This window comes from Streptomyces longispororuber (genome assembly GCF_014656095.1).
GTDB classification, from domain to species: Bacteria; Actinomycetota; Actinomycetes; order Streptomycetales; family Streptomycetaceae; genus Streptomyces; species Streptomyces longispororuber.
The window spans coordinates 37,154-56,895 of sequence record NZ_BNBT01000041.1; the positions used below are offsets into that span (position 1 = coordinate 37,154).

20 protein-coding genes are annotated in these 19,742 nt (G+C 72.8%); 10 read left to right on the top strand and 10 right to left on the bottom strand.

Annotated elements, in window-relative coordinates; genetic code table 11:
• Positions 1 to 9: 9 nt before the first annotated feature.
• Positions 10 to 1,635 (bottom strand): amidohydrolase, encoded by a 1,626-nt coding sequence (locus IE330_RS15590; RefSeq protein ID WP_190136602.1) that lies wholly within the window; start codon positions 1,633 to 1,635, stop codon positions 10 to 12.
• Between the two features lie 56 nt (positions 1,636 to 1,691).
• Complete coding sequence (locus tag IE330_RS15595) at positions 1,692 to 2,333, bottom strand: TetR family transcriptional regulator C-terminal domain-containing protein (protein ID WP_190136603.1); 642 nt, start codon at positions 2,331 to 2,333, stop codon at positions 1,692 to 1,694.
• Positions 2,334 to 2,401: 68 nt separating this feature from the next.
• Here IE330_RS15595 and IE330_RS15600 point away from each other — a divergent pair, with 68 nt between their 5' ends.
• The 3 genes from IE330_RS15600 to IE330_RS15610 all read left to right on the top strand — a co-directional run bounded on the left by IE330_RS15600 (position 2,402) and on the right by IE330_RS15610 (position 5,175).
• The gene (locus IE330_RS15600; protein WP_190136604.1) at positions 2,402 to 3,931 is read left to right on the top strand and encodes a purine-cytosine permease family protein; all 1,530 of its coding nucleotides are present in this window, start codon (positions 2,402 to 2,404) and stop codon (positions 3,929 to 3,931) included.
• On the top strand, positions 3,928 to 4,659 hold the full coding sequence (locus IE330_RS15605; RefSeq protein WP_190136605.1) for an MgtC/SapB family protein: 732 nt from the start codon (positions 3,928 to 3,930) through the stop codon (positions 4,657 to 4,659). Before IE330_RS15600 ends, IE330_RS15605 begins: the two co-directional genes overlap by 4 nt.
• Positions 4,660 to 4,737: 78 nt before the next feature.
• Positions 4,738 to 5,175 (top strand): SRPBCC family protein, encoded by a 438-nt coding sequence (locus IE330_RS15610; protein WP_190136606.1) that lies wholly within the window; start codon positions 4,738 to 4,740, stop codon positions 5,173 to 5,175.
• A 33-nt stretch (positions 5,176 to 5,208) separates the two neighbouring features.
• Here IE330_RS15610 and IE330_RS15615 read toward each other — a convergent pair whose 3' ends face one another.
• Positions 5,209 to 5,982 (bottom strand): uracil-DNA glycosylase, encoded by a 774-nt coding sequence (locus IE330_RS15615; RefSeq protein WP_190136607.1) that lies wholly within the window; start codon positions 5,980 to 5,982, stop codon positions 5,209 to 5,211.
• Positions 5,983 to 6,240: 258 nt separating this feature from the next.
• Here IE330_RS15615 and IE330_RS15620 point away from each other — a divergent pair, with 258 nt between their 5' ends.
• Together IE330_RS15620 and IE330_RS15625 are read left to right on the top strand one after the other, a co-directional pair.
• Entirely contained in the window at positions 6,241 to 6,663 is a 423-nt protein-coding gene (locus IE330_RS15620) for a hypothetical protein (protein ID WP_229925669.1), read from the top strand.
• Positions 6,664 to 6,746: 83 nt separating this feature from the next.
• Positions 6,747 to 7,454 (top strand): DUF6766 family protein, encoded by a 708-nt coding sequence (locus IE330_RS15625; protein ID WP_229925670.1) that lies wholly within the window; start codon positions 6,747 to 6,749, stop codon positions 7,452 to 7,454.
• Positions 7,455 to 7,486: 32 nt separating this feature from the next.
• Here IE330_RS15625 and IE330_RS15630 read toward each other — a convergent pair whose 3' ends face one another.
• Positions 7,487 to 7,867 (bottom strand): winged helix-turn-helix transcriptional regulator, encoded by a 381-nt coding sequence (locus IE330_RS15630; protein ID WP_190136608.1) that lies wholly within the window; start codon positions 7,865 to 7,867, stop codon positions 7,487 to 7,489.
• A 253-nt stretch (positions 7,868 to 8,120) separates the two neighbouring features.
• On the opposite strand from IE330_RS15630, the gene IE330_RS15635 reads away from it, so the two are divergent.
• Positions 8,121 to 8,522, top strand: a complete 402-nt coding sequence (locus IE330_RS15635; protein ID WP_190136609.1) for a RidA family protein — start codon at positions 8,121 to 8,123, stop codon at positions 8,520 to 8,522.
• A gap of 17 nt (positions 8,523 to 8,539) precedes the next feature.
• Here the strand turns inward: IE330_RS15635 and IE330_RS15640 are convergent, their stop codons facing one another.
• Complete coding sequence (locus IE330_RS15640; RefSeq protein ID WP_190136610.1) at positions 8,540 to 8,806, bottom strand: MDR/zinc-dependent alcohol dehydrogenase-like family protein; 267 nt, start codon at positions 8,804 to 8,806, stop codon at positions 8,540 to 8,542.
• Positions 8,807 to 9,162: 356 nt separating this feature from the next.
• On the opposite strand from IE330_RS15640, the gene IE330_RS15645 reads away from it, so the two are divergent.
• Entirely contained in the window at positions 9,163 to 10,698 is a 1,536-nt protein-coding gene (locus tag IE330_RS15645) for a carboxylesterase/lipase family protein (RefSeq protein WP_229925671.1), read from the top strand.
• A 180-nt stretch (positions 10,699 to 10,878) separates the two neighbouring features.
• Here IE330_RS15645 and IE330_RS15650 read toward each other — a convergent pair whose 3' ends face one another.
• The 4 genes from IE330_RS15650 to IE330_RS15665 form a co-directional block, all read right to left on the bottom strand.
• Positions 10,879 to 13,272, bottom strand: coding sequence for an ATP-binding cassette domain-containing protein (locus tag IE330_RS15650; RefSeq protein ID WP_190136611.1), 2,394 nt, complete (start codon positions 13,270 to 13,272; stop codon positions 10,879 to 10,881).
• 287 nt (positions 13,273 to 13,559) lie between these two features.
• Complete coding sequence (locus IE330_RS15655; protein WP_190136612.1) at positions 13,560 to 14,495, bottom strand: anti-sigma factor RsbA family regulatory protein; 936 nt, start codon at positions 14,493 to 14,495, stop codon at positions 13,560 to 13,562.
• The gene (locus tag IE330_RS15660; protein ID WP_229925672.1) at positions 14,492 to 14,848 is read right to left on the bottom strand and encodes an STAS domain-containing protein; all 357 of its coding nucleotides are present in this window, start codon (positions 14,846 to 14,848) and stop codon (positions 14,492 to 14,494) included. Before IE330_RS15660 ends, IE330_RS15655 begins: the two co-directional genes overlap by 4 nt.
• A 280-nt stretch (positions 14,849 to 15,128) precedes the next feature.
• The gene (locus IE330_RS15665) at positions 15,129 to 15,977 is read right to left on the bottom strand and encodes an RNA polymerase sigma factor SigF (protein WP_190136613.1); all 849 of its coding nucleotides are present in this window, start codon (positions 15,975 to 15,977) and stop codon (positions 15,129 to 15,131) included.
• A 556-nt stretch (positions 15,978 to 16,533) separates the two neighbouring features.
• Here IE330_RS15665 and IE330_RS15670 point away from each other — a divergent pair.
• Both IE330_RS15670 and IE330_RS15675 read left to right on the top strand, forming a co-directional pair.
• On the top strand, positions 16,534 to 17,712 hold the full coding sequence (locus IE330_RS15670; protein ID WP_373314657.1) for an acyltransferase family protein: 1,179 nt from the start codon (positions 16,534 to 16,536) through the stop codon (positions 17,710 to 17,712).
• 109 nt (positions 17,713 to 17,821) lie between these two features.
• Positions 17,822 to 18,391 carry a dihydrofolate reductase family protein gene (locus IE330_RS15675; RefSeq protein WP_190136615.1) on the top strand — a complete coding sequence of 190 codons (570 nt, stop codon included), beginning with the start codon at positions 17,822 to 17,824 and terminating at the stop codon, positions 18,389 to 18,391.
• A gap of 160 nt (positions 18,392 to 18,551) precedes the next feature.
• Here the strand turns inward: IE330_RS15675 and IE330_RS15680 are convergent, their stop codons facing one another.
• Complete coding sequence (locus IE330_RS15680; protein WP_190136616.1) at positions 18,552 to 19,100, bottom strand: DUF1062 domain-containing protein; 549 nt, start codon at positions 19,098 to 19,100, stop codon at positions 18,552 to 18,554.
• A gap of 229 nt (positions 19,101 to 19,329) precedes the next feature.
• On the opposite strand from IE330_RS15680, the gene IE330_RS15685 reads away from it, so the two are divergent.
• On the top strand, positions 19,330 to 19,647 hold the full coding sequence (locus IE330_RS15685; protein ID WP_190136617.1) for a nucleotidyl transferase family protein: 318 nt from the start codon (positions 19,330 to 19,332) through the stop codon (positions 19,645 to 19,647).
• Positions 19,648 to 19,742: the final 95 nt, after the last annotated feature.

Consider the following 19,742-nt stretch of genomic DNA (forward strand, 5'->3'; position numbering starts at 1 on the left):
CCCCGGCGGTCACAGGCTCCGGTCGCGGTACGTCGGTACGCCGTCGAGGACGGTCAGCAGCACGGGGACGTCCGCCAGTTCGGTGGCCGGGGTGGCGAGGGGGTCCGCGGCCAGCACCGTCAGGTCGGCGCGGTGGCCGAGGGCGATGCGGCCCGCCTCCCCTTCCTCGCCCGCGGCGTACGCGGCGTTGACCGTCATGCCCTGGAGGGCCTCCAGCGCCGTGAGGGCCTGCTGCGGCGCGTGCGGGGGCCTGGTCAGGTCGCGGCTGGGGCGGCGGTGGCGGGCCCCGGCCATGACGCCCAGCGGCGGGTACGGCGCGATGGGCCAGTCGGAGCCGAGGACGACGACCGCGCCGGAGTCCTGCAGGTCGCGGCAGCGCCAGGCGCGGGCGGCGCGCTCCTCGCCCAGCCTGCGCGACCAGTTGTCGGTGTGGTCGGCGCGGGTGAAGTCGCAGCAGTGGGTCGGCTGCATGGAGGCGACGACACCGAGCTCGGCGAACCGGCGCACGGTGTCGTCGGGGACGGTCTCGATGTGCTCGATCCGGTGGCGCACCGGCCGCCAGTCGTCGGCCTGCGCCTTCGCCACGGCGTCCAGGGCGTGGCGGACGGCGGCGTCGCCGATGGCGTGGGTGGCGGTGGGCACGCCCGCCCGGTGCAGGGTGGCGACGACCTGCGTGTACGCGTCGGGGTCCGGCCAGAAGGGGTGCCTCGACTCGCCGTCGCGGTCGGGGTGTTCCAGCCAGGCGGTGCCGTTGTCGATGGTGCCGTCCATGAAGATCTTGACGCCGTCGGTGCGCCACAGGCGCCCGCCCGTGCCCTGCTGCTCGATGAGCGCGCGGACGCCGTCGGGGCCGGTGCCGGGCTGGCACCAGGGGGCGACGCGCAGCCGCACCGGCAGTTCGCCCGCCTCGTCGAGGTCGGCGTAGAGGGCGAGGCTGTCGCCGTTGGCGTCCATGACGTGGCCGCCGGTCAGGCCCGTCGCGGCCATGGCGCGCAGCGCGGCGGCGAGGCGGTCGCGGCGCTCCCGGCGGGTCGGCTGCGGGGCGACGCGCTCCACGAGGTCGCAGGCGGCGTCCTCCAGGAGCAGCCCGGTGGGGTGTCCGTCGGGGCCGCACACCACTTCGGCGGTGGCCTGGTCGAAGGCGCGCGGCCCGTCGACACCGGCGAGGTGCAGGGCGCGCCGGCTGGCCAGCATGGAGTGGGCGTCGAAGAGCAGCAGCAGGGCGGGCACGCCGTCGAGCACGGTGTCGAAGGGGGCGGTGTCGACGGGGCGACCCGCGAAGACGTTGGGGTCGAGGCCCCAGCCGCGCAGCCACGCCCCGGGGGCCAGGTCCCGTACCGCGCGGGCGAGGGCGTCGCGCACCTGCTCCACGTCGGTGCAGCCCGACAGGTCGAGCCCGTCGGTGAGTTCGGCCCCCGAGACAGGGTGGATGTGCCCGTCCACCAGGCCGGGCACCACCACCGCTCCCTTGAGGTCGACGACCTCGGTGGAGGCGCCCGCGAGCGCGCGGATCTCTCGGTCGTCGCCGAGGGCGGTGATGTGCCCGTCGGCGGCGGCGAGCGCGGTGCCGGGCAGGAACTCCCCGGTGGCGGGGTCGAGCGGACGGGCCGAGAGCAGGACGAGGGAGGGGCGCACAGGGGCTCCTTGCGTGCGGGCCTGGGACGGCCGGTGAGTTCGCTGGGGGCGGGCGGTCAGGGGGCCGCGGCGTCGGTCAACGCGCCTGCGGGCAGGCCGAGTTCGCGCTCGGCGGTGGTGAGCGGCAGGAGGCGGACGGCAGGCGGGTCGTCGGCGCTGGTGCCGCTGTTCACGAGCATGGCCAGGCCGTCGAGGACCACCAGGATCTGGATGGCGGCCACCAGGGGGTCCGCCGTGCGGAACTCCCCCTCCTGGACGCCCTCGCGGATCAGCCCTTCGAGCCGGTCGCGCCAGGCGGTCTCCTGGGCGGCGACGCGGGCGCGCAGCGCGGGGCGGTAGCGGCTGAGGTGGCGGGCGTTGAGCCAGAGGCGGCTGATGTCGTCGTAGGCCTCTCCGGTCGTCCGGGTCAGGAAGCGGGCCAGGTGGCGGGTGGGGGTGGCGCCGGCGCGGTCGGCCGGGAGGAGTTCGTCGAGTTCGGAGCCGACGGCGGTGCCGTAGGCCTCGGCCACGAGGTCGTCCGCGGCCGGGAAGTAGTGGCTGATCAGCCCCGGCCGGACGGCGAGTTCCTCGGCGACGCGCCGCAGGGTGATGCACTCCAGCCCTTCGGCGAGAGCCACCCGTGCGGCGGCCGCAACGATTTCCGCACGTCTTTCCGCTGGAGACTTACGAATTCGTCTGTTCGGGAGGGTTGACGACATGGAAACCATGCTATTGAGTGTGCGACCAATAAACAAGCAGGTGGGTAACCAGCATCCGGAGGGGCCGCATGGCGTCCACGATTCCCGACCCGCAGCAAGGCCCCCGCACCGCCCCGGAGCAGCCCCCGGCACGGCCTCCGGTTCCGGCTCCGGTCGCGGCTCCGCCTCCGGTTCCCGCGGACGGGGCGGGCCGCGTCGAGGCCCACGGCATCGACCACATCCCCGAGCACGAACGCCACGGCCACCCCCGGCAGTTGTTCTCCGTCTGGGCGGCGGCCAACGTCAACTACCTGAACCTGGTGATCGGCGGCACCCTGATCCTCATGGGCCTGACGCTCCCGCAGGCCCTCGCCGTGATCGTGGTGGGCAATCTGTGCTGGCTGTTCACCGGGGTGCTCGCGATGTCCGGTCCGGCCGCGGGCGCGCCGAGCGAGGTGATCACCCGCGCGATGTTCGGCGTCCGCGGCAACCGGGTCAACAACGCGGTCGTGGGCTGGATGGTCTCCGTGGCGTACTTCGCCCTGAACCTGGCGGCCGCGGCGACCGCTGCCTTCTCCCTCGTCGAGAAGGCCGGCGTCCCCGCGACCACGGGCGTGCGGGTCGTCGTGGTCCTGGTGATCGCCGCGCTCACCCTCGCCATCGGCGTGTACGGCCACGGCACGATCATGAAGCTCTACCTGCCGATCACGCTGGCCCTCACCGCCGTCTTCGCGGTCGTCGCCGTCGGGGTGTTCCGGCACGCCGACTACGCGTACGCCTCGGCCGAACCGCTGTCCGGCAGTGCCCTGTGGGTGGTCCTCGTCTCCGGGGTCACCCTCATCGGCTCCGGCCCGCTCACCTACACCACCAGCGCCGACTTCTCCCGCTACCTGCCGAGGACGACGTCCGCGAAGGCCGTGCTCGGCTGGACCGCGCTGGGCGGCTTCCTGCCCGGCGTCGCCGTCTGCTCCCTCGGCGCGCTCGCCGCCACCGCCGTGGACATGACGGACCCGCAGGCGGGGCTGCAGCGGATCCTGCCGGGCTGGTTCGACCCGGTGTTCCTGCTCGCCCTGGTCCTCGGGACGATCGCCATCAACGCCCTGACCGCCTACAGCGCGGGGCTCGCCCTGCAGGCCGTGGGCATCCGGGTCCGCCGCTCCCTCAGCGTGCTCGCCGACGGCACCGCGGCGGTGTCCCTCACCTTGTACGGGCTCCTCGTCTCCGACTTCCTCGACACGGTCAGCAACGTCCTCCAGCTCACCGTCGTCCTGCTCGGCCCCGCCGTGGCCGTCTACGCCACCGACATCCTGCTGCGCCGCAACCGCTACGACGGCCCCGCGCTGATGGACGAGACCCGGGACAGCCCCTTCTGGTACACCGCCGGCGTCAACACGGCCGGCGCCCTCGCCCTCGCCGGGGGCGTCACCGCGGCGGCCCTGAGCGTCGACACGCTCTACACCGGGCCCCTCGCCCGGGCCCTGGGCGGCATGAACCTCGCGCTCCCCGTGGGCATCGTCGTTTCCGCGTGCCTCTACGCGATACTCATGCGGACCACGAGGCAGCAGGTGTGTCCGGCGTCGTCCGGGGCAGGGGCGAGGTCGGACAGGAGGTGTACATGATCCATCTGGCGGTTCCGCTGTGGGACGTGGGGAACGGGCAGGGCGTACGGCAGCTCTCCGAGCTGGGGCTCGCCCTGGTGCTCTCCAGCCTGATCGGCTGGGAGCGCGCGGCCCAGCAGAAGAGCGCGGGGCTGCGCACGCACACCCTCGTGGGCATCGCCAGCGCGCTCATGATGGAGGTCTCCCAGCACGGCTTCAGCAACGTCCTCGGCCTGGACAACGTGTCCTTCGACCCGTCCCGGGTGGCCGCCCAGATCGTCTCCGGCATCGGCTTCATCGGCGGCGGCCTGATCTTCGTGCGCCAGGACGCCGTGCGCGGCCTCACCACCGCGGCGACGATCTGGCTCACCTGCGCGGTCGGCATGGCCTGCGGGGGCGGCCTGCCGATCCTCGCGCTGGCCGTGACCGCCCTGCACTTCCTGGTCGTGCGCGGGTACCCGCTGCTCGCGGGGCGCCTGCTCGCCCGCACGCGCAGCTCGGCGTTCGAGCTGCGCATGACGTACCGCACCGGTACGGCCCTGCTGCCCCGGCTGATGGAGACGTGCACCCGGCGCGGCTTCCGCATCCTGAAGGTGCGGGTCGACCGGCTGCCCGGGGACGGCGACCCGGCGGCCCGCGTCCTGCTCGCGCTGGAGGGCGCGGCCGACACCGGGCCGCTCACCGCCGACCTGTTCGACAGCGACGGCGTGCTCGACGTCGAGATGACCCCGGCCGCCGACGACGAGTAGGCGCGGCGGCACCAAAGCCGCCCACGGCGACCGATTCGTGCAAGACCGCGCCGCCGCGGGCTGCGTAGCGTCGCGGCCATGACGACGACTTCTCCGGCCTCACGCCACCTCAGCACCCGTATCGCCCGCCCCGCGCAGGAGGTCTACGCCTACGCGGCGGACCCCTCCCGCTGGCCCGAGTGGGCGCGGGGCCTCGCCGACTCCCTCGTCCCGGCCGGGGGAAGCGACGGAGTGTGGGTCGGGGAGTCACCGGTCCTGGGGCGGGTGACGGTGGCCTTCGCCGAGCGGAACGCGTTCGGCGTCCTCGACCACGACGTCACCCTGCCCTCGGGGGAGGTCGTCCACAACCCGCTGCGGGTGCTGCGCGACGGCGACGGGTGCGAGGTGGTGTTCACGCTGCGCCGCCGGCCGGGGACGAGCGACGAGGACTTCCGGCGCGACGCGGACGCGGTGCTCGCCGACCTCACCGTGCTCAAGCGGGTCGCCGAACGGCCGGGCGGTCCCGGCCCGCGGTAGGGCGGCGGTCGCCGGCCCGGCGCCCACCGGCTCTCACGGGAGCGGCCGGTGCCGGGGCGCGTACGGCGGGATGCCCGCCTCGCCCGCCGCCGCCCGCAGGACGTCCCGGAGCATGGCCGGGGTCAGCCGCCCGGTGAACGTGTTGCGCTGGCTGACGTGGAAGCAGCCGTACAAGGTCACGGTGCCGGGGGCGGTGGCCGCGCCGGGCCCGGCCGCGCGGACCGCGGGCGGGGAGCCGCGCTCCAGCGTGACCCGCGCGCCGTGCGCGAAGCGCGGGCGGGGCCGGGGCAGCACCCACCCCGCCTCCGCGAAGGCGGGCAACGCGGCCTGCCAGCCGAAGGCCCCCAGGACCACCACCGCGCGCAGGTGCGGCGCGAGCAGCTCCAGCTCCCGTACGAGCCAGGGCCTGCAGGCGTCCCGCTCCCCCGGGGTCGGCTTGTTCTCCGGTGGCGCGCAGTGCACCGGGGACGTCACCCGGACGCCGCGCAGGGTCAGCCCGTCGTCCGCGGAGACCGCCAGCGGGCCCGACGCGAGTCCCACCTCGTGCAGGGCCCCGTACAGGACGTCGCCGGAGCGGTCGCCGGTGAACATCCGGCCGGTCCTGTTGCCCCCGTGCGCGGCGGGCGCGAGTCCCACGACGAGCAGCGAGGCGTCCGCGGGCCCGAACCCGGGCACCGGGCGGGACCAGTACGTCCAGTCCTTGAACGCGGCGCGCTTGACCCGCCCGACCTCCTCGCGCCAGGCCACCAGCCGTGGACAGGCGGTGCACCCCGCGATGCGGGCGTCCAGTTCGGCAAGAGGATCCATGGCGTGCACCTGCCCGGGACTGACGGCGTCGAACGGAGGAGTGATCAACGGATCTCCACCGTAGTGCGGCCGCCGCCGGGCGGGGCGGCCGCGGCCGAACGGCCGCGGCCCGATCGGGGGCATCCCACGTGTGTCACCCGCGCGGCACCGCCGCGGGCGGCCGGTGTGCGGCATCGTCGACGTGCCCCGCGCCCGGGCGGTGCCCGGCGACGGGCCGGCACCCAGGAGGCGCCGGGACGGTACAGGGGAGCGGCATTGGTGCGTGGCAGGACGACGGGTGGGGTCGCCGGGGCGGGTGCGCTCGCGGTGGCGCTGCTCTCCGCGCTGACCGGCTGCGGCGCCCTCGCCGAGCGCGAGGACGCGGCCGGCGCGGCGGCGGACCGGTTCACCAGGAGCCTGCGCGCCGCGGACGCCGGACGCGGCTGTGCGGCGCTCGCCCCCGGAACCCGCGACGAACTGGAGCGCACCGCCGAGCTGCCGTGCGTACGGGCCCTGCCGGACGCGGGGCTTCCCGACGCCGGTGGGGTCCGGTCCGTCGACGTGTACGGGCGTCAGGCGCGTGTGGTGCTGCGCCGCGACACGCTGTTCCTGTCGTCCTTCCCCGACGGCTGGAAGGTCACCGCCGCCGGCTGCACGGCGCGGCCCGAACAGCCGTACCAGTGTCTGATCAAGGGTGGGTGAGGGATGCGGACGATGTTCGCCCTGTACCTCGTCGTCATCGTCGGCGGTCTTGCCTACTGCGTGTCGCTGGGGCTGATGCACCGGTGAAGGACGCGCGGCACACCCCGCCGGGGGGCCTGCGGCGCTTCGTGCGCGACAACGGGCTGTCCCTGGCCTTCGGTCTCGGCTTCCTCCTCTCGCTGGCGGGCCAGGCGGTCGCCGGGCACGCGGAGTTCAACAACCGGCTCGTCGCCGAGGAGCTCCAGCCGGTGGGCTTCGGCGGCTATCTGCTCACCTCAGACTTCGCCGTGGACGTCACGGAGAACTGGCAGTCGGAGTACCTCCAGTTCTTCCTCTACGTCTTCGGGACGGTGTGGCTGCTGCAACGCGGCTCGCCCGAGTCCAAGGAGCTCGACAAGGCGGGCCCGGAGACGGACCGGCAGCAACGGGTCGGCGCGTACGCGAGGGCCGACTCACCGCGCTGGGCCGCCGTCGGCGGCCTCCGGCAGACCTGGTTCTCCCGCTCCCTGGGCACGGTCATGGGCGTGGTGTTCCTGCTCTCGTGGCTGGCGCAGTCCGTCACCGGCGTCGCCGCGTACAACGAGGAGCACCTGCGTGAACTGCAGGCGCCCATCGGCTGGACCGCGTACCTCACCGCCGCCGACTTCTGGGACCGCACCCTGCAGAACTGGCAGTCCGAACTCCTCGCAGTGGGGTCGATGGCCATCCTCTCCGTGTACCTGCGCCAGCGCGGCTCACCGGAGTCCAAGCCCGTGGGCGCGGCGCACACCTCCACCGGGGTCGAGGGCTGAGCGGGGCCGCCGCCGCGCCGGGCGCCCCGGTGTCAGGCGTCGACGCGGCGGCGGGCGGCCTCGATGTCGCCGAGGTACTGGTGGGTCCAGCCGCACATGCCGTCGACCACGCCCCGCAGGGCCCGGCCCGGGGCCGTGAGGGTGTACTCGACGCGCGGCGGCACGGTGGGGTGCACGGTCCGCTCGACCAGGCCGTTGCGCTCCAGCATGCGCAGGTTCTGGGTGAGCATCTTGTGGCTGATGCCCTCGACCTCGTTCCGCAATGCGCTGAACCGCAGGGTGTGTTCGCCGAGGGCCTCGATGATCAGGAGTGCCCACTTGTTGGCCACGTCCGAGAAGATCTCGCGCGCCAGCGAGTCCGCCCGCCGCAGATCCGCGTCCTCGGCCGTGCCCGTGTACTGCTTGGTCACCATCGGGTTCCCCAGTCACTGAAAAGTGCATTCTTCCAGGTCGCTCGGCACTCTCCTACAGTTCCCGAGTAACCGCAAGAGAGCACGGGCGCGAGGTGCGCGCGTGCGCGGAAGTGGGCGGGAGTGCGCGTGCACGCCTGCGAGCGGGCGTGGGTGCGGGTGGGCGCGTAGGGGTGCGCCCGCGCGCCGACGCGCGGTGGCGCGCGGGCGGGCCCCGTCGTCGCTCCGTCTCCTCCCCGACCGAAGGGCAAGCACTGTGACCACCCTCGATGTCTACGACCACCAGGTTCCCGTGGAGAGCGACTTCGGCTACACGCAGGCGATCAGGTCGGGCGATCTGATCCACGTCTCCGGGCAGCTCTCGCTCGACGAGGCAGGCGCCTTCGTCCACGCGGACGACTTCGCCGCCCAGCTCCGGCAGACCTACGCCAACTGCGACAAGGTCCTCGCCCACTACGGCGCCACCCGTCACCAGGTCGTCTCCCAGACGCTGTACGTGGTGAACCTGGTGCGCCACGCGGCGGCGACGGCGGCGGGCAACCGCGCGTACTTCGGCGCGCACCGGCCGGTCAGCACCGCCGTCGGCGTCGCCGAACTGACCTTCCCCGGGCAGGTCGTCGAGATCGCCTTCGTCGTCGACACCAGGCTGCCCGCCTGACCCCGCCTGCTCATCCTTCACGGCACGTCGCCGCGCCAGTCCCACAGCTCGGGCGCGTCCGGGCGGGGAGCGTACTCACTGCGCCCGCCCGGGCCGTACCGGCCTATCTCGGTGGCGAGCAGGGCGCCTTCGGCCAGTTGTCGAGGCGTCCAGTCCGTGACGTCGAGCAGGAGGCCGTCGAGCGGCCCGCCGACGAGTTCGCGGTAGACGTGGCCCGCCCGGGGGCCGGGGTCGGGAACGTCGTGGTCGGTGCCGTAGACGCGGCGGTTCTTGAGCTCGTCCATGCTCCGAGCTTGGCATCCGGCACTGACAGTCGACGCGGGGCTCGGTGGCAGGGGCCGGACCGGTGGAGCGGGGGCGGTGCGGCGGAGCGGGGTTCGGCAGGCGCCGCGGCCGCGGCCGCGGCCGGGACCGCCGGGCGTAAATGATTGGCCCGCGCCGCGCCGTCGGCGGGATGATGCGCGGTGTCCGGCCGTCCGGCGGCCGGGCCTGTGCCCGCGCGGGTCCCGCACACCGTACGCAGCGGCGACGCTGCCACGCGTCCCGCCCCCGTCCCCGTCCCCGTCGCGCGGTCGCGGCGGGGACGGGCGGTCCGGCGGCATCGTGGAACCGTGCTCCGCCCGTCCGAGAGGAAGCCCTGGTGAACGAGAACGCGTCCAGGGCGTTCGCGACCGAGCCCGAAGTCCGCACGGCGGCCGGGGCGGTGCGCGGCCGTCGCGAGTCCGGCATCGCGGTCTTCCGCGGGATCCCCTTCGCCGAGCCGCCGGTCGGCGCGCTCCGCTTCGCCGCGCCGCGGACGGTGCGGCGCTGGGACGGGGTGCGGCAGGCCGTGGCATACGGCCCCCCGCCACCGCAGTCCGGCCTCTTCGGCATGGACACGCTGGCGGGGCACACGGACGGCGAGGACTGGCTCACCGTGAACGTCTGGTCCCCCGCGCCGGACCCGGAGGCGGCGCTTCCGGTGATGGTGTGGATCGCCGGGGGCGGCTACGTCTTCGGCACGTCCGGCCTCCCGGAGTACGACGGCCGCCGCCTGGCCGGGCACGGCGTCGTCCTCGTGACGTTCAACTACCGGGTGGGCGTCGAGGGCTTCGCCCAGCTCGACGGCGCCCCGGCCAACCGCGGCCTGCTCGACCAGATCGCCGCCCTGCGCTGGGTGCGCGACAACATCCGGGCGTTCGGCGGCGCCCCGGACCGGGTGACGGTCTTCGGTCAGTCGGCGGGCGCCGGGTCGATCGCCGCCCTGATGGCGACGGAGCGGGCGGCGGGGCTCTTCCGCCGGGCCGTCGCGCAGAGCGTGCCGGGTACGTTCTTCACGCCCGAACTGGCCGCCGACGTCGCCGCCGCCTGCGCCGGCGAGCTGGGCCTGCGGCCCACGGTGGCCGACCTCGCCGGGGTGGAACCGGCCCTGCTGGCCGCCGCGGCGGACGCGGTCGTCGCCGGCGCGGGCCGCCGGGGCGCACGCTGGGGGCCGGTCGCGTACCGGCGTATCCCGTTCTCACCCGTCGTGGACGGGGACGTCCTGCCGGTCACGCCCTGGCAGGCGCTGGCCGACGGCTCCGGCCGGGACGTCGCTCTCCTCGTCGGGCACACCCGTGACGAGCACCGGCTGTTCACCCTCATCGAGGGTCTGCTCGGCCAGGTCACCGAGGAGCAGGCCGAGACCGCCCTGCGCGTCCTGGCTCCCGGGCCCGGTGGCGCCCGCGGCTACCGCGAGGCCTTTCCGTCCGCGGACCCGCAGGAGCTGTACGAATTGGTCAACGCCGACTGGCTGTTCCGCATGCCGAGCCTGCGTCTCGCCGACGCGCAGACCGCCGGCGGCGGCCGTGCCCACGTCTACGAGCTGACCTGGCCCGCCCCGGGGATGGGCGGATCTCTCGGGGCCTGCCACGGCCTCGACGTACCGCTCGTCTTCGGCAACCTGGACAGTGGACAGCCCGCCGTGCTCCTGGGCGAGACCCCCTCGTCCGAGGCGGAGGCGCTGTCCGCGGAGATGCGTGCCGCGTGGACGGCGTTCGCCGCGCACGGCGACCCCGGCTGGCCGGGGTACGACACAGGGCGACGCCTCGTACGGCTCTACGGCACACATCCGGCTGTTGGCGTTTATCCGGAGGAAACCTCCAGGTCGCTCTGGCAGGACCATGTCTTCACGGCACTTCCGCTGTTCAGCCGGTAGGCGGTGCGCGCCGGGAGCGTCCCGGAGGGCGTCGCGCGACCAACAACACTCAGCCAAACTGCGTCCCGGCCGCGCATGTCCGCCGCGTGCGCTGGCACACTGATTGCAGGGCCCGCCGTGCTCCCCCGTCGCGGCGGGCCCCTCTTGTCGGTGCGCCGACGCGGAGGGGCCCGGCCCCGCTCAGGCGCCGACGTAGTCCGCGAGGTGCTCGCCGGTGAGGGTGGAGCGGGCGGCGACGAGATCGGCGGGCGTGCCCTCGAAGACGATCTTCCCGCCGTCGTGTCCCGCGCCCGGACCGAGGTCGATGATCCAGTCGGCGTGCGCCATGACCGCCTGGTGGTGCTCGATGACGACGACCGACTTGCCGGAGTCGACGAGCCGGTCGAGGAGGCCGAGGAGCTGCTCGACGTCGGCGAGGTGAAGGCCGGTGGTCGGCTCGTCGAGGACGTACACGCCGCCCTTCTCGCCCATGTGCGTGGCCAGCTTGAGGCGCTGCCGCTCGCCGCCGGACAGCGTGGTGAGGGGCTGGCCGAGGGTGAGGTAGCCGAGCCCGACGTCGACGAGCCGGTCGAGGATCTTGTGCGCGGCCGGGGTGCGCGCCTCACCGGCGCCGAAGAACTCCTCGGCCTCGGTCACCGACATCGCGAGCACCTCGCTGATGTCGCGGCCGCCGAGGCGGTACTCGAGCACCGACGCCTGGAACCGCTTGCCCTCGCAGTCCTCGCACGGGGTGTCGACGCCCGCCATCATGCCCAGGTCGACGTAGACGACGCCGGCGCCGTTGCACGTGGGGCAGGCGCCCTCGGAGTTGGCGCTGAACAGCCCCGGCTTCACGCCGTTGGCCTTGGCGAAGGCCTTGCGGATCGGGTCGAGCAGTCCGGTGTACGTCGCCGGGTTGCTGCGCCGCGAGCCGCGGATCGGCGTCTGGTCGACCGCCACCACCCCTTCGTCGGCGGGCAGGGACCCGTGGATGAGCGAGCTCTTGCCGGAGCCCGCGACGCCGGTGACGACGCAGAGCACCCCGAGGGGGATGTCGACGTCGACGTCGCGCAGGTTGTTCGCCGTCGCCCCGCGGATCTCCAGCGCCCCGGTGGGCTTGCGGACCGACTCCTTGAGCACGGCCCGGTCGTCGAGGTGGCGGCCGGTGACGGTGCCGCTGGTCCGCAGCCCCTCGACGGTGCCCTGGAAGCAGACGGTGCCGCCCTCGGTGCCGGCGCCGGGGCCGAGGTCGACGACGTGGTCGGCGATCGCGATGGTCTCCGGCTTGTGCTCCACGACGAGCACCGTGTTGCCCTTGTCCCGCAGCCGCAGCAGCAGGTCGTTCATCCGCTGGATGTCGTGGGGGTGCAGCCCGATGGTGGGCTCGTCGAAGACGTAGGTGACGTCGGTGAGCGAGGAGCCGAGGTGCCGGATCATCTTGACCCGCTGCGCCTCGCCGCCGGACAGGCTGCCCGCGGGCCGGTCGAGCGACAGATAGCCGAGGCCGATCTCCGTGAACGAGTCGAGGGTGTGCCGGAGCGCGGCGAGCAGCGGCGCCACCGAGGGTTCCTCGCGGCCGCGGACCCAGGCGGCCAGGTCGCGGATCTCCATGGCGCAGGCGTCGGCGATGCTGATCCCGTCGATCTTCGAGGACCTGGCGCCCTCGCTCAGCCGGGTGCCGTCGCACGCGGGGCAGGTCATGAAGGTGACGGCCCGCTCCACGAACGCCCGGATGTGCGGTTGCATCGCCTCCTTGTCCTTGGACAGGAACGACTTCTGGATCTTCGGGATCAGGCCCTCGTAGGTGAGGTTGACGCCGTTGACCTTGACCTTGGTGGGCTCGCGGTGGAGGAAGTCGCGCATCTCCTTCTCGGTGTACTCGCGGATCGGCTTGTGCGGGTCGAGGAAGCCCGACTCGGCGTAGACGCCCACGGTCCACACGTTGTCCGACTTCCAGCCCGGGATGGTGAACGCGCCCTCCGCGAGGGACTTGGAGTCGTCGTAGAGCTGGGTGAGGTCGATGTCGGAGACCTTGCCCCGGCCCTCGCAGCGGTTGCACATGCCGCCGACGCGCTCGAACGTGGCCTTCTCCGCCTTGGTCTTGGCGCCGCGCTCGACGGTGATCGCGCCGCTCGCCCTGACCGAGGCGGTGTTGAAGGAGTAGGCGCTGGGCGGGCCGATGTGCGGCTCGCCGAGTCTGCTGAAGAGGATGCGCAGCATCGCGTTGGCGTCGGTGGCGGTGCCGACGGTGGAGCGGGGGTCGCCGCCCATGCGCTGCTGGTCGACGGTGATCGCGGTGGTCAGGCCGTCCAGGACGTCGACGTCGGGCCGGGCCAGGTTCTCCATGAAGCCCTGCAGGAACGCGCTGTAGGTCTCGTTGATCAGCCGCTGCGACTCGGCGGCGATGGTGTCGAACACCAGGGAGCTCTTGCCCGATCCGGACACGCCGGTGAACACCGTGAGGCGGCGCTTCGGGATCTCGATGCTGACGTCCTTGAGGTTGTTCTCCCGCGCGCCGTGCACCCGGATCAGGTCGTGGCGGTCAGCGGCGTGGGACGCAGGCGACTGCGTGTCGGCGCTCTTGCCCTTGCTCATCGTGTCTCCTCCGTGCGGCGCGGCCGCCTGTGCGGCCCTTGACGCATCGCCTGGCTCGATCCGTACAGGTGCGAGCAGTATGCATGGTCGCTTCCCGCCGGTCATCGGGATTGCGACGGCACCCGGTACGGCGGGGTGGGACCGGCACCGAGGAGCGGTACGCGGTGGTCAGGGCGGTGGTCGGGGGTGCACGCACGCCGAGGGGCGGCCACCCGGATCGGTGGCCGCCCCTCGGCGTCACGGGCCGCGTCGGACCCGGGTGTCACGGGCCGCGTCGGACCCGGGTGTCACCGGCCGAGGTAGAACCGCACGGTCGTGCCCTCGTCGCCGGTGTGCAGGCGTACCAGGTCGGACACGTAGTGGACCAGCATCAGGCCCCGGCCGCCGAGCTGACCCCGCTCCGGCGGCCTGCGGCCCGCGAGCGGGTCGGTCAGGCGGCCCGCGTCGCGCACCTCGAAGACGAGTTGGTCCCGCTCGGCCCAGACCGCCAGCGTTCCGCGGCCGCCGCCGTGGATCACGCTGTTGGTGGTCAGCTCCGCGACCGCAAGCTCCACGTCCATGACCCGCTCCCCCGCGAGGCCCAGGAGGCCCGCCTGGGCGACGGCGAACTGGCGGACCGCGGGCAGGTCCTCACGGCCGTAGGAGAACACCGCGGCGTCCGGCGCGGCCACCAGCGGCTCGTTGTAGCGGGCGACGACCGCCTGCCAGTCGTAGACGTCGCTGGTCTCCTCCCGCCCGTCACCGCTGATGAGGGTGGGGTGGGTGATCCGCGCGTCCGCGATCACCTCGGGGTCGAGGCGCGTCTCGTCGTACGGACACAGAATGGTCACCGCGCGGCCCTCGAAGGCGGCGTTGATCAGCGCCTCGTGCTGGGCGCACGCCGGGTACTCGACCGCGGACCTGCCCGCCCAGATCGGCTCGCCGATGATGCGTACCCGCCCCTCGGGGTGGGCGTCGGCGAATCCGCGCAGCACCCGGGGGATGATCCGCCCCGGGTTGCGGCCGGCTTCCGTCATGTCGAGGAACGTGATGCCGTCGGCGTCCGCGCCGAGCCCGTCCTTGATCAGCTCCAGGTTGGGGCCGGGCACGGCGACGGCCAGCGGCTCGCCGTTGGTCAGGCCCTCGCGCAGGAACGACACCGTCTGCCGGGTGTACTCCTGCTCGGTGCGGTAGAAGAGGGCGGGGTGGACGAACGTCTCGTCGGTGGTCACCTGGGTCGTCATCGCGGAGCCACCTCGATCCGGTCAAGATCGGGCCAGAACAGCCTCAGCACCCGTGGGAGCTGCGGCGGAGGATGCTCGACCACGACCCTCCCGTCGGGCAGGTTCATGGCAGTGACCGCGAGGGCCGTCACCCCGGCCACGTCGACGAAGGCCACCTGTGACAGCTCCACGTACGACACGCCCTCGTGGCACCGGGACAGCTCCGTCAGGGCCCGTTCCCAGGAGGGGCGGGTGACTTCGCAGATCTCACCGCTGGCACGTATCCCGCAACGGCCGGACAACGGGCTCACCTCCAACGCGGCCCTCCCGGGCACCACCGGGCCCGACCCGCCCACCATGCGCAGGGCATCCATGCTCGGACTCCTCAAACATCCCGTCAGCCGCCTGTCGACTGCCTCAGCCCAGCACCGGCGGAAGGAGACTTCTTCCAGCCGAGCAGTCTACCGCCGCGCGCCGACCGCACGCTCGGCGGGCAGGGTCCGGCCCGCGACGCCCCGTGGCCGGTGGGGCGTTGGGCCGGTGGTACGGGGCTTCGGACCGGTGGAGCCGACGGGCCGGGGCGGCACCTTCGCGGTGGTGCCGCCCCGGCGTCCCGGAAGCACGGTGTGACGGGCCCGAGGTGGGTCCGGCGGGTCACGAGGTCATCAGCATGCCCTCACGCAGGCGGGCCAGGCAGCGCGCCAGGAGACGGGAGACGTGCATCTGCGAGACGCCGAGCCGCTCACCGATCTGGGCCTGGGTGAGCTCCTCCACGAACCGCCAGTGGATGATCTGCCGGTCGCGCTCGTCGAGGGCGGCGATCATCGGGGCCAGGGCGTGGAAGTCCTCCACCAGTTCCAGGGCCGCGTCGTCCAGGCCGATGAAGTCGGCGAGCGCGGTCTCGCTCTCGTCGTTGGTGGCGAGCGCGGCGTCCAGGGAGGCGGCGTTGTAGCCGTTGGAGGCGACGCGGGCCTCGATGACCTCGTCCTCGCTCAGGCTCATCAGCTCGGCGAGTTCCTTGACGGTCGGCGTACGGCCCATGCGGCTGCGCAGTTCCTCGGTGGCCTGCGCGAGGTGGACGCGGGCCTCCTGCAGGCGGCGCGGGACGTGCACGGCCCAGGAGGTGTCGCGGAAGAACCGCTTGATCTCGCCGACGATGTACGGGATGGCGAAGGAGGTGAACTCCACCTCGCGGGATATCTCGAACCGGTCGATGGCCTTGATCAGCCCGATGGTGCCGACCTGGATGATGTCCTCCATCTCCTCCGGGTTCCGGCTGCGGTAGCGGCCGGCGGCGAAGCGGACGAGGGACAGGTTCATCTCGATCAGCGTGTTCCGCGCGTACTGGTATTCGGCGGTGCCCTCCTCCAGGACCGCCAGCCGGTCGAAGAACGTCTTCGACAACTGCCGGGCGTCCTTCGGTGCGATCGCCACCGGGTCGGCGATCGCCGGCAGCTCGGTGGTCACCTGGTCCTGGGTGCTGGCTGTCGCCGTCATGGCCATTCCCTCCCGTCGTTCGGTCGTGCCCCGGCGTGTGCGGGGCGACGTGAGGGCGGCTACCCGGCCGTAGCCCTTCCACTCCCCCGTGATCCGAACATCTTCGAAATCGGTCGGACCGGGGTGGTGCCGGGCGACGGTCCCAGCGGGGTGCGGGCCGGGGGTGCGGCCGGGGACGGCTGCGCCCCGGCCGCTGCCGCGGCGGGCCCGCGGGAAGTCCGCGCCGGTGCCCCTCGGTTTCCGGTACGGGGTATTCCGGATAGCCCCCGGAAGTGGGCCGAGGTGCGCGTGACGCTCTCACACACCCCTTGCGCGAGCCCCACCTTTTTACTCCACCTTTACCTTCCCTCTCCCGTCCGTACTGTCGGCAGTACACGCACGCCGCGAAAAATCCGCGGAATCTTGCGCCGCGAGTTCCCCAGCCGCCAACCTCTCCCCACTACTCAAGGATCACAGGTGCCCCGCCCCGGAAGACGCGGTGCCGTCCCGCCCGCGCGGGCCCGGGGCCGTCACCGGCGCGGAGCGCCCGCCGCCGGGGCACAGCAAGCGGAGGGTTTTCACCATGGCCACAGAGGCCGCACGCCCGGAAGTACCCAGACTTCCGTCCCTGAGCGGAATGCGTTTCATCGCGGCGATCCCGGTTTTCGCTTTCCATGCGACCGCGGCGCCGAATTTCCTGAGCGGCGACGTCGGGAAGTTCTTCAGCGATGTCTTCCGGGACACCGGAACGCCCAGTGTGAGTTTCTTCTTCATTCTGAGCGGTTTCATCCTGACCTGGTCGGCGCGGCCGAAGGACAACGTGCCCGGCTTCTGGCGGCGCAGGATGGTCAAGGTCTACCCGAACCACCTGGTGATGTTCGCGGCCACCGCGGCCGTGATGCTGATCGCGTCCGACCCCATCGGGGCGAAGCAGTTCTTCACCAGCCTCTTCCTCGTGCAGTCCTGGGTGCCGGAGGCCATGGTCCCCACCGGGATGAATCCCGTGGCGTGGTCGCTGTCCTGCGAGGTCTTCTTCTATCTGAGCTTCCCGCTGCTGCTGCTCCTGGTGCGGCGCGTGCCGGTGCGCGGCCTGTGGACGCTGGCCGGGGTGCTGCTCGCCCTCCCCTGGCTCGTGGTGCTGTTCGCCAAGAGCGTCGTCGGCGGCACGCCCCTGCCCGGCGGCTACGGCGTCAGCTTCGAACAGCTCTGGTTCATCTACTTCTTCCCGGTGACCCGCATGGCCGAGTTCGTCCTCGGCATCGTGCTCGCCCGCCTGGTGCTCGCCGGGGCCGTGCCGCGGATCGGCATGCTCCCCGCCACCGCGCTCACCGTGGGCGGCTTCGTGCTCAACGCGCACGTGCCGTACGCGTACAGCGTCGGCGGCACGGCCGCCGTCTGGGTGGCGCCGCTGGTCCTCGCCGGGACGACGGCCGACGTGCGCGGCACGCGCTCGCTGGTGCGCGGCCGGGTGCTGGTGAAGCTCGGCGAGATGTCGTTCGCCTTCTACCTGGTGCACACGCTGCTCCTGACGTCGGCGGGCCGCTGGCTGCTGCCGGACGTGTCGGCCGGTGGCGCGGCGGGGCTGCTCGTCGGCTGCCTGGTGGCGAGCCTGGCCGCGTCGTACGCGCTGTTCACGTGGGTGGAGGCGCCGCTGGTACGGAAGTTCGGCAGCTACGGCGGTGCCTCCCGGCGGCGGCCGGGGCCGTCGGAGTCCGCCGGTGCCGCTGCCGCGCCGCTGGCGGCGGCGGAGGCCAAGGAGTAGCCCACCAGATGTCGGACGGTTCGCCCGCGCCCCGGCCCACGGCGGGACCGGGGCGCGGGTGTGCGCATAGGATGCGGCCCCGTACCTCCCGAGGCCTGGGGGCAGACGCATGGACAATGTAGGCAGCGGCGCCGGCAAGGTGGTCGTGAACAGGGCGATGTCGCTGGACGGCTTCATCGCCGGTCCTGGTCACACGATGAGCTGGATCTTCGAGTACATGACCGCGGAGACGTTCCCGGACGTCATGGCGGCCACGGGCGCCATGCTGATCGGCCGGGACACGTACGAGGTCGGCAAGCGCATGGCCGACCAGGACACCGACACCGGCTACGACGGCGGGGCGCGGTTCGTCCTCACCCACGAGCCTCCCGAGGAGCCGGACCCGGCCGTCACGTTCCTCACCTGTGACGTCGAGGAAGCCGTGGCCACGGCCCGCGGCGCCGCGGGCGGCAAGAACCTGGAGATCCTCGGTGCCGACGTGGCCGCCCAGTGCCTGCGGCGCGGGCTCGTCGACGAGATCCTCGTCTATGTCCTGCCGCTGCTGCTCGGCGACGGTGTCCGCTTCACGCCCCCGGGCGTCGGCAGGATCGACCTGGAGCCTTTCAGCACCATCCGGTCGGGCGCCGTCACGATGCTCCGCTTCCGCGTACGCAAGGAGGGGCGGCCCGCCGGCGAGTGAGGCCGCTGCGCGCGGACGTACGTACGAAGCGCGGCGGCAGCCGCGGCCGGGGCCTGTCCGGCGGAGGTGTGCCGGACAGGCCCTTGGGCTGTGCGGGTCTTGCACGGTCTCAGCGCTTCAGCCCTTGAGCACGTCAGCGCTTCGACGCTCTATCGCTGCTCTATCGCTTCAACGTGAAGGTGAAGTCGGCGGAGAGCTTGCCGCTCAGCCGGACCGCCGAGACGAGCCTCCCCTCCGTGAGCAGGCGCTCGACCTCGGCCCGTGGGAGACCGCAGCCTTCGGCGATCAGCCGTACCGGGCGCACCGGGATGCGCGCCGCGAAGCGGACCGAGACGTCGAGCACCTCGTGGTCCAGGTGGTCCGGTTCGCCGGTGTCCAGGCGCCAGGAGCGGTCCCAGTCGAGGGCGATGCGGTTGCGCCGCCGTACGACCGGGTCCTGGAGCAGTTCGGCCGTCAGACCGAGGTCGTTGTCGTGCAGCCGGTCCAGCAGCTCGGGCCGTACGGCACGCACGTGCGTCCGCTCGAAGACCGTGATCTTCGCGGTGTCCCCGCAGGCGGTGCAGAGCACGAGGAGCCAGGCGTCGATGAGCTTGTGGTGGGCGTTGACGCGGAACTTGCCGCTCGCGCGGAAGCGGTCCGACGCGCACGTGTGGCAGCGACGGCGGACGAGCGGCAGGCAGGTGGGTATGACCACCCAGTTCTTGAGCACAGAGGTACACCGGTTCCAGTGAGAAGTCCGCAGCGAAAAGCAGCGCGGCGCGCAGGCGCGACGCGCGACGAATCAGCGCTCGGGAGGTCTCACAGGGTGTACAACGGCACGTCCTTGCCTGGATGACTGGGCCGGGCAGCACGGTAGTGGCGCCCGGCACCACCACTCCACTGCTTTTCCGCACGCCTCGACGCAAGTCCCCTCGCCCGACCGCACCTTGCGCCCGGTCATGCGAGCCCTCTTCGCGGAACGGCCGGACCGACTCCGCGCGGCGGCAACCGGACTGGAGAACGTCACGGTCGACTCCCGCACCGGCGGCCTACTGGTCAATTACTGCTGCCGAGCCGGTATCGACGTCGCCATCCGCGGAGTCCGCGGCGTTCCCGACCTGGAGTACGAGATGCCGATGGCCCGCATGAACCACGAACTGGCCGGAGTCGAGACGCTCTTCATCGCCGCGGACCCCGCCCTGGCGCACATCTCCTCGACCCTCGTCACCGCGATGGGGCAACAGGACCGCCCGCATGGTGCTGCCGATGCGCGTTGAGCGGCCCGGCGATCGCCCCTAGGCCGTTTCCTTCGGATCGTCTGATCGTTGGTTGGTGTGTGTCGTTGACTGACGCCCAGTGGGCGAGGATCGAG